At 68.9% G+C, this 13,914-nt stretch carries 17 protein-coding genes; 4 read left to right on the top strand and 13 right to left on the bottom strand.

Annotated elements, in window-relative coordinates; genetic code table 11:
* The first annotated feature begins 69 nt into the window (after positions 1 to 69).
* The 4 genes from HUU99_RS12665 (at position 70) to hslU (ending at position 3,657) form a co-directional block, all read left to right on the top strand.
* The gene (locus tag HUU99_RS12665; RefSeq protein ID WP_174286971.1) at positions 70 to 609 is read left to right on the top strand and encodes a glycoside hydrolase family 108 protein; all 540 of its coding nucleotides are present in this window, start codon (positions 70 to 72) and stop codon (positions 607 to 609) included.
* Between the two features lie 21 nt (positions 610 to 630).
* Positions 631 to 1,551, top strand: a complete 921-nt coding sequence (locus HUU99_RS12660; protein WP_254603175.1) for an alpha/beta hydrolase — start codon at positions 631 to 633, stop codon at positions 1,549 to 1,551.
* Between the two features lie 137 nt (positions 1,552 to 1,688).
* Positions 1,689 to 2,225: an ATP-dependent protease subunit HslV gene (gene hslV / locus HUU99_RS12655; protein WP_174286943.1), complete on the top strand. Its 537-nt coding sequence runs from the start codon at positions 1,689 to 1,691 to the stop codon at positions 2,223 to 2,225.
* A gap of 130 nt (positions 2,226 to 2,355) precedes the next feature.
* Positions 2,356 to 3,657, top strand: a complete 1,302-nt coding sequence (gene hslU, locus HUU99_RS12650; protein ID WP_174286942.1) for an ATP-dependent protease ATPase subunit HslU — start codon at positions 2,356 to 2,358, stop codon at positions 3,655 to 3,657.
* Between the two features lie 7 nt (positions 3,658 to 3,664).
* Here hslU and HUU99_RS12645 read toward each other — a convergent pair whose 3' ends face one another.
* The 13 genes from HUU99_RS12645 to mnmE all read right to left on the bottom strand — a co-directional run.
* Positions 3,665 to 4,090 (bottom strand): hypothetical protein, encoded by a 426-nt coding sequence (locus HUU99_RS12645; protein WP_174286941.1) that lies wholly within the window; start codon positions 4,088 to 4,090, stop codon positions 3,665 to 3,667.
* A 34-nt stretch (positions 4,091 to 4,124) separates the two neighbouring features.
* Positions 4,125 to 4,853: a hydroxyacylglutathione hydrolase gene (gene gloB / locus HUU99_RS12640; RefSeq protein WP_174286940.1), complete on the bottom strand. Its 729-nt coding sequence runs from the start codon at positions 4,851 to 4,853 to the stop codon at positions 4,125 to 4,127.
* On the bottom strand, positions 4,854 to 5,288 hold the full coding sequence (locus tag HUU99_RS12635; RefSeq protein ID WP_174286939.1) for a VOC family protein: 435 nt from the start codon (positions 5,286 to 5,288) through the stop codon (positions 4,854 to 4,856).
* A 69-nt stretch (positions 5,289 to 5,357) separates the two neighbouring features.
* Entirely contained in the window at positions 5,358 to 6,191 is an 834-nt protein-coding gene (locus HUU99_RS12630; RefSeq protein WP_174286938.1) for a hypothetical protein, read from the bottom strand.
* A complete protein-coding gene (locus tag HUU99_RS12625) occupies positions 6,188 to 6,913 on the bottom strand; it encodes an alpha/beta fold hydrolase (protein WP_174286937.1) in 726 nt (241 codons plus the stop codon). Before HUU99_RS12625 ends, HUU99_RS12630 begins: the two co-directional genes overlap by 4 nt.
* A 50-nt stretch (positions 6,914 to 6,963) precedes the next feature.
* Positions 6,964 to 7,869, bottom strand: a complete 906-nt coding sequence (locus HUU99_RS12620; protein WP_174286936.1) for an alpha/beta fold hydrolase — start codon at positions 7,867 to 7,869, stop codon at positions 6,964 to 6,966.
* On the bottom strand, positions 7,866 to 8,075 hold the full coding sequence (locus HUU99_RS12615) for a helix-turn-helix transcriptional regulator (protein WP_174286935.1): 210 nt from the start codon (positions 8,073 to 8,075) through the stop codon (positions 7,866 to 7,868). The genes HUU99_RS12620 and HUU99_RS12615 overlap by 4 nt, the downstream gene beginning before the upstream one ends.
* A complete protein-coding gene (locus tag HUU99_RS12610) occupies positions 8,072 to 8,476 on the bottom strand; it encodes a hypothetical protein (protein WP_174286934.1) in 405 nt (134 codons plus the stop codon). Before HUU99_RS12610 ends, HUU99_RS12615 begins: the two co-directional genes overlap by 4 nt.
* 111 nt (positions 8,477 to 8,587) lie before the next feature.
* Positions 8,588 to 9,478, bottom strand: a complete 891-nt coding sequence (locus HUU99_RS12605; protein ID WP_174286933.1) for a ParB/RepB/Spo0J family partition protein — start codon at positions 9,476 to 9,478, stop codon at positions 8,588 to 8,590.
* Positions 9,475 to 10,254, bottom strand: coding sequence for a ParA family protein (locus HUU99_RS12600; protein ID WP_174286932.1), 780 nt, complete (start codon positions 10,252 to 10,254; stop codon positions 9,475 to 9,477). The genes HUU99_RS12605 and HUU99_RS12600 overlap by 4 nt, the downstream gene beginning before the upstream one ends.
* Positions 10,251 to 10,859, bottom strand: a complete 609-nt coding sequence (gene rsmG, locus HUU99_RS12595; protein WP_174286931.1) for a 16S rRNA (guanine(527)-N(7))-methyltransferase RsmG — start codon at positions 10,857 to 10,859, stop codon at positions 10,251 to 10,253. Before rsmG ends, HUU99_RS12600 begins: the two co-directional genes overlap by 4 nt.
* Positions 10,856 to 12,688, bottom strand: a complete 1,833-nt coding sequence (gene mnmG / locus HUU99_RS12590) for a tRNA uridine-5-carboxymethylaminomethyl(34) synthesis enzyme MnmG (RefSeq protein WP_174286930.1) — start codon at positions 12,686 to 12,688, stop codon at positions 10,856 to 10,858. The genes rsmG and mnmG overlap by 4 nt, the downstream gene beginning before the upstream one ends.
* A 55-nt stretch (positions 12,689 to 12,743) precedes the next feature.
* A partial coding sequence (gene mnmE / locus HUU99_RS12585; protein ID WP_174286929.1) for a tRNA uridine-5-carboxymethylaminomethyl(34) synthesis GTPase MnmE occupies positions 12,744 to 13,914 on the bottom strand: 1,171 nt, incomplete at its 5' end.

Here is a 13,914-nt window from a genome sequence, read left to right as displayed (position 1 = left end):
TTTTCCCTGTCCTACAGCGAACCTTTATGGTTCACGGTCGTCGAACATTCAGGGAGACAGCCGATGCCCGTGGACTTGGAGACACTGATCGACGACGTGATCGATCGCGAAGGCGGCTTCGTCGACGATCCGGCCGATCCGGGCGGCGCGACGTGCTGGGGCGTGACTCGTGCGGTGGCGAGGGCGAACGGGTATGCGGGCGACATGCGCGCCTATCCGCGCGCCGCCGCGGTCGATGTCTATCGCCGGCTCTACTGGTCGGCACCCGGGTTCGACCGGGTCGCCACGCGCGCGCCGCACCTCGCGGCGGACCTGTTCGATACCGCCGTGAACATGGGGGCGGCGGTCGCGACGGGGTTCCTGCAACGCACGCTCAACGCGCTCAACCGCGGCGGGCGCGATTATCCCGACCGGCCCGTCGACGGGAAGATCACCGACCAGACGCTCGCCGCGCTCGACGCCTTTCTCGCGCACCGCGCGCCCGGCGGCGAGGCGGTGCTGGTCAAGGCGATCGAGGCGTTGCAAGGCGAACGCTATCTGACGCTCGCCGAGCACCGTCCGGCGGACGAGGCGTTCCTGTACGGCTGGCTCGCCAACCGGATCGGTTAGCGGTACCGCGAATGACGGGCGGTGGCGCTTCGGTGGCGAATACCGTACACCGCCGGGGTGATCCGCCGCCGCCCCATCGCCCGCCGCCTCGCCATGCTCGGCATGGTGTTCGCCGCGGCGGGATGCTCGCCGCCCGGCATTCTCGATACGCTCAATTCGCTCACCCCTGGTGATTCGGATGCGCACCGTGCAGCGACTGCGGTGGCCTATGGCCCCGCGCCCCGCCAGCGGCTCGACGTGTGGACGCCCAGATCGAACGGTATTGGTCTGCGGCCCGTCGTGATCTTCTTCTACGGTGGTGCCTGGGTAAAGGGATCGCGCGGCGATTACGGCTTTGCGGGCCGTGCCTATGCGGCGCGGGGCTTCGTCGCCGTCGTCCCCGATTACCGGCTGGTGCCGAGCGTGCGCTTCCCCGCCTTCGTCCAGGACGGCGCGCTGGCGATCCGGTGGACGCGCGACCATGCCGCACGGTTCGGCGGCGATCCGACGCGGATCACGATCGCGGGGCATTCGGCGGGGGCGTATATCGGCGCGATGCTGGCGCTCGACCCGCATTATCTGACCGACATCGGCGTCGCCCCGACGACGATCCGCGCCGCTGCCTTGCTGGCGGGGCCGTATGATTTCTACCCCTGGGACGACAGCCGCGCGGTCGATGCGTTCGCCGACTGGCCGCGCCCCGAGGAAACGCAGCCGATCCATTATGCCCGCGCCGACGCGCCGCCGATGTGGCTCGCCGCCGGCACCGCCGATACGACGGTCAAACCGCGCAACAGCGTCGCGCTGGCCGATCGACTGAAGGCATTTGGCGCGCCGGTGCGCTTGCGCGAATATCCCGGCAAGAGCCATGTCGATCTGGTCATGGGCCTGTCGAAGCCGTTCCGCGGCCGTGTACCGACGCTGGACGACAGCACCGCGTTCCTGATGGCGCATTCGCGTTAACCCCCGTTCGCGCGGAGCTTGCCGACGCCCGCTTCGAATCCGCCCTCGACAAGCTCAGGGCGAACGGAGCGAAGGGCATGATTGCGCGTCCACCCCGGCCTTCCCATATCCGCGCCATGAGCGGGAACGAGACCTCCATGCCGGTCTGGCATGGCACCACCATCTTGTCGGTACGGCGCGGCGGCGCGGTCGTCGTGGCGGGCGATGGCCAGGTCTCGATGGGGCAGACGGTCATGAAACCCAATGCGCGCAAGGTGCGCCGGCTTGGCGACGGCGGCGTGATCGGCGGGTTCGCGGGGGCGACCGCGGATGCGTTCACCTTGTTCGAGCGGCTGGAACGCAAGCTGGAGGCGCATCAGGGCCAGTTGCTCCGCGCGTCGGTCGAACTGGCCAAGGACTGGCGGACCGACAAGTTCCTGCGCAACCTGGAGGCGATGATGATCGTCGCCGACAAGGACATCACGCTGATCCTGACCGGCAACGGCGACGTGCTGGAACCCGAGGCGGGGATCGCCGCGATCGGATCGGGCGGCAACTACGCGCTCGCCGCGGCGCGCGCGCTGGCGGATTACGAGACGGATGCGGAGACGATCTGCCGCAAGGCGATGGGCATCGCGTCGGAGCTGTGCGTCTACACCAACGACCGGCTGACGGTGGAGACGATCGCGACGTAGTGCCTTCTCCCCTCCCGCTTGCGGGAGGGTCGGGGGTGGGCGCCCGCTCTCCTCCGCAATCACCGCCCGCGACGAAGCGAGCGCCCACCCCCAACCCCTCCCGTAAAACGGGCGGGGAGCGAAGAAGACCATGAACGACGCCCTTACCCCGAAGACCATCGTCGCCGCGCTCGACGCGCATATCATCGGGCAGACCGACGCCAAGCGCGCGGTCGCGGTCGCGATGCGCAACCGCTGGCGGCGGCAGCAACTGGCCGCCGATCTGCGCGACGAGGTCACGCCGAAGAATATCCTGATGATCGGGCCGACCGGGTGCGGGAAAACCGAGATCAGCCGCCGTCTGGCGAAGCTCGCGGACGCGCCGTTCGTGAAGGTCGAGGCGACCAAGTTCACCGAAGTCGGCTATGTCGGCCGCGACGTCGAACAGATCGCGCGCGATCTGGTCGAGGAGGCGATCCGGCTGGAGCGCGAACGCCGCCGGCTGGCGGTCAAGGACAAGGCCGAGGAATCGGCGATGAACCGCCTGCTCGACTCGCTGGTCGGCAAGGATAGCAGCCAGGCTACGCGCGAAAGCTTCCGCCGGCGCTTCGACGATGGCCATCTCGATACGACCGAGATCGAGATCGAGCTGGAACAGGCCCCGCAGATGCCGTTCGAGATGCCCGGCGGCGGCGGCCAGGTCGGGATGATCAACCTGGGCGAGATGATGGGCAAGGCGTTCGGCGGCGGCCAGACGCTCAAGCGCCGCAAGCTGTCGGTGCGCGCCGCCTGGGAGAAACTGGTCGAGGAGGAGGCCGACAAGCGTCTCGACCAGGACGATGTCGCCCGCGTGGCGCTGGCGGATGCGGAGGCGAACGGGATCGTCTTCCTCGACGAGATCGACAAGATCGCGGTCAGCGACGGGCGTGGTGCGTCGGTCAGCCGCGAAGGCGTCCAGCGCGACCTGCTGCCGCTGATCGAGGGCACGACGGTCTCGACCAAATACGGGCCGATGAAGACCGACCATGTCCTGTTCATCGCGTCCGGTGCGTTCCATGTCGCCAAGCCGAGCGACCTGCTGCCCGAGCTGCAGGGCCGCCTGCCGATCCGCGTCGAACTCAAAGGGCTGACCGAGGCCGATTTCATCGCGATCCTGTCCGACACCAAGGCGTCGCTGCCGCTGCAGTACAGGGCGCTGCTCGCGACGGAAGGCGTGACCGTCGATTTCACCGAGGACGGCATCGCCGCGATCGCCCGCGTCGCCGCCGAGGTTAACGCGGCGGTCGAGAATATCGGCGCGCGGCGGTTGCAGACGGTGATGGAGAAATTGCTGGAGGATGTCAGCTTCGACGCCGAGGATCGCAAGGAGCCGGTGACGGTGGACGGGGCCTATGTCGACCGGCAACTGGCCGCGATCGCGCGCAATACCGATCTCAGCCGGTTCGTCCTGTAGGACGAGGTTATTTCGGCCGCGAATAGCGGACGAACGGCCCGAAGCCGCACGACCCGCTCTGGAGATGCGACGAATTGTCGACCGTGGTCGCGATATCGCCCTGGCATAGCTGGCTGGACGACGTCTTGGTCACCAATATGTTGTGCCCGCCGCTACCCAGATCCGAGCAGCCGCCCGACGTATCGCTTCGATAGGCGGTACCGCGCCCGAGCGTGTAGAGGATCGTGTTGCCGTACGAGCTCACCTGCGCGTCGCGGGTGTCGTACTCGTCGATACACGACTGCGGCTTGCCGGGCACGAGCCCGGCGAGACGCTGTTGCAGCTTCGCCTGTTCGCCCGCTTCGCGATCCGCGGCACGGGCGGTTTCGGCGGGGGTCTGGGTGCAGGCGGCCAGCCCGGCGGCAGCGATCAGTGGCAGGATCAGGCTACGCATCATCATCTCCATCGCCCCCGACCCCTATAGCGCATCAACCGGGAAAATTATCCTTGCCCATGCGAAGCGCCGCAAAGCTTTCGACGTCGTCCGCGCGGAGGAACGGGTTGGTCGCGCGTTCCTGCCCGATCGTCGTCGGCACCGTGGCCTCGCCGCGTGCCCGCGCGCCGTCCACGACGGTCATCCGCGCGGCGATCGCGGCGTTATCGGGCTCCGCGACCAGCGCGTAGCGACCGTTGCCTTGCGTATATTCATGCCCGCAATACACCAACGTCTCGTCGGGCAGCGCCGCATAACGCTGCATGTTCGCGAACATCTGCGCCGGGGTGCCTTCGAACAACCGGCCGCACCCCATCGCGAACAGCGTATCGCCGGTGAAGATCGCCGGCTCGGCGGCCAGGTGGAACGCGATATGCCCGGCGGTATGGCCGGGCACCAGCATCACCGCCGCGACATGCCCGCCGATCGCGACCGTGTCGCCCTCGCCGACCTGAACGTCCAGCGCCGCGATCTTGTCCGCCTCCGCCGCCGGCCCGGTGATCCGCGCGCCCGCCGCCTTCATCGCCGCGTTGCCGCCGGTGTGATCGGGATGCCAATGCGTCGTCCAGACCTGCCCCACCGTCCACCCGCGCGCCGCGGCGGCGTCGAGCACCGGCTGCGCCTCGCCCGGGTCGACCGCGACGGTGTCGCCGGTTTCGGGATCATGGATCAGCCAGGCGTAATTGTCGCCGAGGACGGGCACGCGGACGATCTCGAGCGCCATCTACCAGGTCCCGCTATTGGGCATCGAGGCCCATGGCTCGGCAGGTGCCAATTGGCCGTTCTGCAGCAGCTCGATCGAGATGCCGTCGGGGGTCTTCACGAACGCCATATGGCCGTCGCGCGGCGGGCGGTTGATCGTCACGCCGCCCTCCATCAGCCGCCGGCAGGTCGCGTAGATATCGTCGACCCGGTAGGCGAGATGCCCGAAATTGCGCCCGCCGGCATAGGTTTCGGGGTCCCAGTTATGCGTCAGCTCCACCTCGGCGCGTGCGCGCTCGCCGGGGCCCGCCATGTCCTCGGGCGTAGCGAGGAAGATCAGCGTGAACCGCCCCTGCTCGCTTTCCATCCGCCGCACTTCCTTCAGGCCGAGCAGATCGAAGAACGCGATCGTCTTGTCCGGATCGCTGACTCGGATCATCGTGTGGAGATATTGCATGGCGCGTTCCGGCTGCTGTTCGCGGGGAAGATAGCGATGCGGGCGGCGTCGTGCCAGCCTCTACCCGGCCTATCGATGCTCCACCGGCGGCGGCGTGGCGGTCGCCGCCGGTACCATGCCGGGCGGCGTGCGGGCGCCGACCGAGGCGGCGGTCGCGGCGGGCACGTCGAACTGCGCCAGCGCGCCCGATGCGCTTCTGCCGGCCGCGCTGTCCGGCGACAGGCGCACGGCTTGCGTCCAGGCCGCCCGCGCGCCCCGTTCGTCGCCCGCCAGCGCGGACAGATTGCCCGCCTCCAGCTGTACCGCGGCGTCGTCCGACGACAGCTTCAACGCCTGCGCGATGTCCTTGCGCGCGCGCGGCTGGTCGCCCATCCGCCGCGCAAGCGTCGCGGACAACAGCCATGCGAGCGGATCGGCGGACGCGTTCGCCAGCGCATGGTCGATATCCGTCCGCGCCATCGGCAGATCGCTGATCGCGACCGACGCGCGCGCATGATCGAGCTGCGCCTCGCCGAGCGGCAGATCGGTCAGCGCGCCGACCGCGATCGCCCGGTCGATCGCACCGCGCGCCTTGACCGGTTCGCCGGCCGCAAGCCAGGCATTGCCCGCCTCCGCCCAATAGGCGGCGACATGGCGGTCATGCGCGACGACCGCGGCCCGCGCCGCCTCCTCGAACGCCGCCGCCGCCGCCGGCCAGGCGGCGTCCCTTGCGTCGGCGAGCCCGACGCATTCCTGCGCACGGAAGCTGCCGCCCGCACCGCGCCACCGCTCCGCCTCCGCGCGCGCCGCGGCCGGATCGGTCCGGGTCAGGACCAGGCAACGCTGGTAGCGCGCGGCGTCCGCGTCGACGGGCCCTGCCTTCGCGGTGGCGGCGGCGAGCAGCAGGGGGACGATCAGCGTCAAACCAGGTCCTCGACCGCGACGATCATGCGCGCGATATCGGCATCGCGCGACAGACGGTGATCGCCGTCCTTGACGAGGGTCAACTGCACATCCGCTGAACGGATCAGCTCCGCCAGCCGGATCGCGCGCTGATAGGGCACGTCGCGGTCGGCCATGCCCTGAATCAGCCGCACCGGGCAATCGATCGCGATGTCCCCGAACATCAGTCGGTTGGCCTCCCCCGATGCCCAGAACGCGCGCGTGTAGAGCGTCGGTTCGGGACCATAAGGATTGGCGCGCAGCAGCCGCCCTTGCGTCAGCAAAAGCATCTTCTCTTCGGTGCTGAAGCCCCAATCGGTGAAGTCGGGCGCGGCGGCGATGCCGACCAGCCCGACGACCTGTTCCGCCCGCGCCCGAGCCGCCAGCAGCATCAGCCAGCCACCCATCGACGATCCGACGAGCACCACCGGCCCGGCGGCGGGTCCGTCCAGCATCGCGAGCACATCGTCGCGCCAGTCCGCCAGCGTCTGCGCGGCGAGATCGCCATCGCTCGCGCCGCAACCCACATAATCGAACCGCAGGAACGCCCGTCCTGCGGCCTTCGCCCAGCCTTCCAGCGCCAGCGCCTTGGCCCCGCGCATGTCCGACGCATAGCCGGGCAGGAAGACGATCGTCGGCCCCGCGCCCTCGGTCTGGTGATAGGCGAGCGTCGGGCGCGGCGGGGCGGGCGGCTGGTCGGTCATCGCGCTTCCGCTAGCGCCATCGCACGCGCTGCGGAAGCGCGACCGGCCGATCAGGCGGCAAGGAACGCATCGAGCGCGGCGCGGAAGGCGGCGGGCTGGTCGAGCATCACGAAATGCGCGCTGTCCGCGATCGGCACGAACACGACATGCGGGGCGGTGGCATAAGCGCGCTTGTACAGCGTCTCGCCACGATCCGGCCCGGCGGCGGGCGCGGGATAGACGAGCGTGATCGGCACCTCGATCCGCGGCAGATCGGGACGCAGGTCGGTCGTCATGTCCTCGTACAGCGCCTCGGCCGTGACTCGCGGATCGGCGGCCATCGCATAGGCCTTCACCGCGGCCCGCGAAGCCGGCTTCGACGCCAGGCCGTTCGCGGTACGCTCCGCCGCGGCGGGGTCGGCGGGCTTGCCATAGGTCGCGGCGATCGCATCGCGCATCGTCTTCGCCTGCGGTTCGACCAGCGGCACCGTTGCCGCCGGCGAGAACAGCAGACCGATATAGGGGAGCGAATCGACGATCATCAGCCGCGACACCCGCGCCGGATGCGCCCGCGCCGTCATCAGCGCGACCAGGCCGCCCAGCGAATGCCCGACGACCGGTACCGCGCCCGCCTGCTCGCGCGCCAGATACGTATCGAGATCGGCGACGATCCCCGCCAGCAGGCCGGGCGTGATATTGGCCCCCGGCGCATCGCCCGCGAAGCCGTTGATCTGTACCAGATAGACGGTGTGCGCCCGCGCCAGACCGGGCGCGACCCCGTCCCATACCGCGCGCGGGCTCGACAAGCCCGGGATCAGCACGACGGGATCGCCGTGCCCGAGCTTCACGACCGAGATATGCGCAAGCCGCGTCTCCGCCGGCAGGGCGATGGCGTTGGCGCAGCTGGACGCCGGGTGGAACAGCAGCAGCGGGGCAAGCGCGCTGGCGGCGATACGGAGTGGCCAATGACGGATCATTTCGATTCTCCCCTGGACGGACTGGTGAAGATGTCTTCGATTCGGCGGTCGAACAATTCGGCGATCCGGAACGCGAGCGGCAGCGACGGGTCGTATTTCCCCGTCTCGATCGCGTTGACGCTCTGGCGCGAGACCTGGAGCCGCTCGGCGAGATCGCCCTGGCTCCAGTCGCGCTCGGCGCGCAGGACCTTGAGGCGGTTCTTCATGCCCGCGACCGACGCGACAGCAGCCGATTCGCGCACGATCCGACGCCGAGTCCCGCGAACCACAGGATCGCGGCGTAATAGGCATAGACGTGCGGGACGAGATCGAAATTCTCGAGAAATCCCCAGACGGTCGCGATGCTCAGCGAAAATCCGGTCGCGATCAGCGCCTGGCGAACGAACCAGTCGCGGATATATTCGTCGGTCTCCTCGACCAGATACCGGCCGATGGCCACGAACATCCCGACGATGGGCAGCGACGGCAGGATGGCGACGACATAGGCCAGCGCCCCATGAAGCCGATGCGCTTCAAATAGCGCGACCGCGCCGAACAGCAGGAGCGCGTAGACGACGCCGAGTGCGATGATCCGCCGATTGTAGCGCCGCTGCGCCGGATTGGCCATGACAAGTATCCCCGTCCTCGAGTCAAGGACGGTTTACGTTGTCGCGGTTCGGTTGTCAAGTTTGCATTACATTATGATTGCGATGATTGTCAGGTGTCGGAATATACGACGTCAGATCGTCTCGCCCGTCAGCCGCTGGCACAGCATGTCGAGCTGGTCGAGCGTCGAATAGCCGAGCGACAGCGTCCCGCCCTTGTCGGCATGCGCGATTCGCACCGACAGGCCGAGCAGGTCGGCGAGCTGCCCCTCCAGCGCGGCGATGTCGGCATTGGGGGCTTCGACGTTGCGCGTGCGCGCAGCCGCCGCCCGCGCGCGCCCCATCTTCATGTCGCGCGCGAGCTTTTCGGTTTCGCGCACCGACAATTGGCGCGCGACGACCTGGTCCGCCAGCGCCTCGATATCGCGCGCGCCGAGCAACGCGCGGGCATGGCCCATCGACAACGTCCCCTCGACCACACGGGCCTGCACCGGCTCGGGCAATTCGAGCAGCCGCAGCAGATTGGCGACGTGACTGCGCGATTTGTGGACGATCTTGGCGAGCGCATCCTGCGTGTGCCCGTAATCGCCCGCCAGCCGCTGATAGGCCTGCGCCTCCTCGATCGCGTTCAGGTCCTGGCGCTGGATATTCTCGACGAGCGCGATCTCGAGCGTTTCGGAATCGTTCAGCTCGCGGACGACGACCGGCACCTCGTGCAACCGCGCCCGCTGCGCCGCGCGCCAGCGCCGTTCGCCCGCGACGATCTGATAGCCATGCTGATGGGGCCGGACGACGATCGGCTGGATCAGCCCGCGCGATGCGATCGAGGCGGCGAGTTCGTCGAGCAGCGCCTCGTCGAAGCGCCGCCGCGGCTGGTTCGGATGCGGCGACAGCGATCCGACGGGCAGCATCCGTACACCGGGCGATGCGATCGAGCCCGGCGTCACCGGCTGTTCGCGCGCGATCTCGCCCAGCAGCGCGTTCAGACCGCGGCCGAGCCCGGGGCGCGCGCGCTTGTCGGTCATGCCGCCTTCGCCGACGCGGGCAGCCGCGCGATGAGTTCGCGGGCGAGCGCGATATACGCCTCCGACCCCGAACAGCGATGATCGTAGATGAGCGCGGGCAGGCCGTGGCTCGGCGCTTCGGACAGGCGGACGTTGCGCGGGATGACGGTATCGAACACGACCCCGCCGAGCACCGCGCGGACATCGGTCGACACCTGCTCTGTCAACCGGTTGCGACGGTCGTACATCGTCAGCGCGACGCCGAGGATCGACAATCCGGGGTTGAACCGCGCCCGGATCCGCTCGACCGTGCTCAGCAATTGCGACAGCCCCTCCAGCGCGAAGAACTCGCATTGCAACGGCACCAGCAGCGAATCCGCCGCGACCATCGCGTTGATCGTCAGCAGCCCGAGCGACGGCGGACAATCGATCATGACGATGTCCCACCGCGCGCTCGATGCCTTGATCGCGGTATCCAGTCGGTGCGTGCGGGCGTCGAACTCGACCAGCTCGATCTCTGCGCCCGACAGGTCGACCGTTGCCGGCAGCAGATCGAGCCGCGGCACACGAGTCGCGATCGTCGCGGCATCGATGCCGGTTTCGCCGACCAGAACATCGTAGCTCGACTTGTTGCGGGCCGATTGCGGTACGCCCAGACCGGTGGACGCGTTGCCTTGCGGATCGAGATCGACCAGCAACACGCGCGATCCCGTCGCCGCCAGCGCCGTCGCGACGTTGATCGCGCTGGTGGTCTTCCCGACCCCGCCTTTCTGGTTCGCCACCGCAATGCAGATCATCGCGGTCTTACTCCGTCCAGGATCAGGATTCGCGACTCGGGGTCGGTAAGGCTTTGTTCCACGTGGAACATAAACTGCCATTTTCCCTCTGCCGCCTGCAGCACGGGATAATCCATCTTGCCCCGCGGAAGCAACCAGCGCGTCGTCGGTGTCGCACAACGATACGCCCAGCCGAGCAACGTGTCGACCGACCCGACCGCACGGGCGGAGATGACGTCCGCGGTGGCATCCACGTTCGCGACTCGAGTCCCGACCACGGTGACGCGGTGGCCCAGTTGCAATCGATCGACGCAGTCGGACAGGAACTGCGCCCGCCGCTTGCGCGGCTCGACCAGCGTCATCGGCAGATCGGTCGCGATCGCCACCGCCAGCCCAGGAAAACCGCCGCCGGTCCCGATATCGAGCCACCGCCCGCGGGGCGCGAGCGCCACCAGTTGCAGCGAGTCGAGGATATGCCGACCCCATATCCGCGCGATCGTCGATGGCGCGATCAGGTTTTGGGCGGCATTCTCCGCGACGACCATCGCCGCGAACGCCTCCAGCCTGGCCTCTACCGCCGGGCCGAACCGCGTGCGCAGGATCGCTCTGGCCTCGTCCTCCGTCACGCGGCGCGGCGGCGCGCGTGGAGCAGGATCGCCGACAGCGCCGCGGGGGTCACGCCGCGGATGCGCGATGCCGCCGCCAGCGACGGCGGCCGCGCGCTGCCGAGCCGGTCGACCATCTCGTTCGACAATCCCGGGATCGCCGCAAAGTCGATATCGGCGGGCAACATCACACCCTCGTCGCGCCGCAGGCGATCGATCTCCTCCGCCTGTCGGTCGAGATACGGTGCATAACGCGCATCTTCGCAGAGTTCGGCGATGACGTCGGCGTCTGCCGGAATTCCCCCCGGCGCGACGTGCGCCAGGGAAACGCAGTCGAAGCGAAGCCATTCGAACGCGGTCCGCCGCGCGCCGTCCAGTCCGACACCGGCCCCGCGATCGACCAGCGCCGACGCCGTGATCGCGTGATCGAGCGCCGCCCGCGCCGCCGCCTTCGCCCCGCGCCGATGTCGCTGGTGCGCGATCCGGTCCGGCCCCAGACAGCCCGCCGCGGCCGCAACCGCGCCCAATCGCGTCTCCGCATTGTCCGATCGCAGGCTCAGCCGATATTCGGCGCGCGCGGTCAGCATCCGGTAAGGCTCGGTGACGCCCTGCAGGACCAGATCGTCGATCATGACGCCGGTATAGCTCGACGCCCGGTCGAGCATGACCGGCGCTTCGCCCGACGCCCATGCCGCGGCGTTCAACCCCGCCACCAGCCCCTGCCCGGCCGCCTCCTCATATCCCGTCGTGCCGTTGATCTGGCCTGCGCAGAACACCCCCTCGATAGCGCCGAGTGCCAGCCGGTGGTCCAGCGCGCGCGGGTCGATATGATCATATTCGACCGCATAGCCCGGCACCATGACGACGGCACGCTCCAGCCCGGCGATGCTCGCGACCATCGCCGCCTGCACGTCGGTGGGCAGCGAGGTCGACAGGCCGTTGGGATAGACAAGGTGATCGTCCAACCCTTCCGGCTCGAGGAATATCTGATGCCCGTCGCGGTCGCCGAACCGCTTCACCTTGTCTTCGATCGACGGGCAATAGCGCGGCCCCTGCCCGTCGATGGCACCGGTGAACAGGGGCGATCGATCGAATGCGCCGGCGATGATCGCATGCGTCGCGGCGTTGGTTCGCGTGACCGCGCAGGACAATTGCGGCAAGGCGCGCCGCGGCGTCATCGGCGACATCGTCCATGGCGCGGTATCCGATGGCTGCTCCGCCAATATCGCCCAGTCGATCGTCCGCCCGTCGAGCCGCGGCGGCGTCCCCGTCTTCAGCCGCGCCATCGGCAGGCCGAGCGCGCGCAACTGCGCCGCCAACGGCGTCGCCGCGCGTTCGCCGATCCGGCCCGACTCCGCCCGCTCGTCGCCGCGGTAGATTCGCGCGCCGAGAAACGTACCCGTGGCGAGCACGACCGTCCGGCCGGCGACGATCGTGTCGTCGGCCAGCACGACCCCGCGCACGGCATCGCCCCGAACCGCCAGGCCGACCGCCTCGCCCTCGCCGATATCGAGCCCCGGTTGCGCCGCGAGCATCATCCGGATCGCGCCCGCGTAACGTCGCCGGTCGGCCTGTACGCGCGGACCTTGGACGGCGGTCCCCTTGCTCCGGTTGAGCATTCGGTAGTGGATCGCCGCCGCATCCGCCGCACGCGCGATCAACCCGTCGAACGCATCGACCTCGCGGACGATATGACCCTTGCCGAGACCGCCGATCGCCGGGTTGCACGACATCGCCCCGACGCGCCTGCGGTCGAAGGTGAGCAGCAATGTTCGCGCGCCGCGCCGCGCGGCCGCGGCTGCAGCCTCGACCCCGGCATGGCCGGCTCCGATGACGATGACGTCGTACATCGCATTTGCCTAAGGCATCACTGCCAAGCGGGTCAAAGATGTTCCACGTGGAACATCACTTGCCGAGACAGAAGCCCGCGAACAAGGCATCCAGCATCGCTTCGGTCGCATCGATACCGAGGATCGCCGCAAGCGACCGGTGCGCCCGCCGCAAATGCTCCGCCATCACCAGCGCGTCCGTCGTCGTCATACGCAGATCGTCCCGCGCAGCTGCACACAGCCGACGCTGCCGTTCGCGCAAGGCCACCGCATCGCCGCGTGGCAGCAACGCCGCCGCACGTTCCCCCAGAACCGCCCATAATCGCTCGATCGATCCGACATCGGCCTGCGATACCAGCAGATCGCCCCCCGCGCGCAATCGTCCACGACCGGGCAGATCGGCGCGCGGCTGGACGACGATCGCCGCTATTCGCGGGGGATCATCGTCGCCGAGCCACACCAATAGGTCTGCCGCCGCCATCGCCGCGGTCGCGCGTTCGATCCCGATCGCTTCGACCGGATCGTCGGTCGCGTCGGCCAATCCCGCGGTATCGGTCAGCAGATAGGCGATTCCCTCCCGCACGACCGGCACCTCGATCCGGTCGCGCGTCGTGCCCGATATCGGCGAGACGATCGCCGCATCGCGGCCCGCCATAAGGTTCAGCAGCGTCGACTTGCCGGCGTTGGGCGGCCCTGCGATCACGACGCGGATGCCGTCATGCAATCGCTCGACCGGTGGCGCGGCGAGCACCGTATCGATCGCGTCGCCGAGTACAACCATGTCGCGCGCGACCGCGGCGAGCATCGCGTCGTCGTCCAGCACATCGCCCTCGTCCGAAAAATCGAGCACCGCCTCGACTCGTGCCGACAGCGTCGCGATCGCGGCCAGCCAAGCGCGCACCGCGCGACTGACCCGTCCCTCCGCAGCCGCAAGCGCCGCGACCCGCTGCCCCTCGGTCTGCGCGGCGAGCAGATCGCCGAGTCCCTCGGCCTCTGCGAGATCGATCCGGCCGTTGGTCAGCGCCCGCCGGGTGAACTCGCCGGGTTCCGCCGATCGCAACCCGGGGCAAAGCCCCAGCGCCGCCTCGACCCCGGCCACGACGGCGCGGCCGCCATGACAATGCAGTTCGACGAGATCCTCACCCGTCGCGGTCGCCGGACCCGGAAACACCAGCACCAGCGCATCGTCCAGCGCCCGGCCATCCGCCGCCCGCAACCGCCGCATTCCCGCACGCCGCGGCGGCGGC

The organism is Sphingomonas bacterium (assembly GCF_903642285.1).
Taxonomy (GTDB): domain Bacteria; phylum Pseudomonadota; class Alphaproteobacteria; order Sphingomonadales; family Sphingomonadaceae; genus Sphingomonas.
This window is presented reverse-complemented; position numbering and strand designations above follow the sequence as displayed.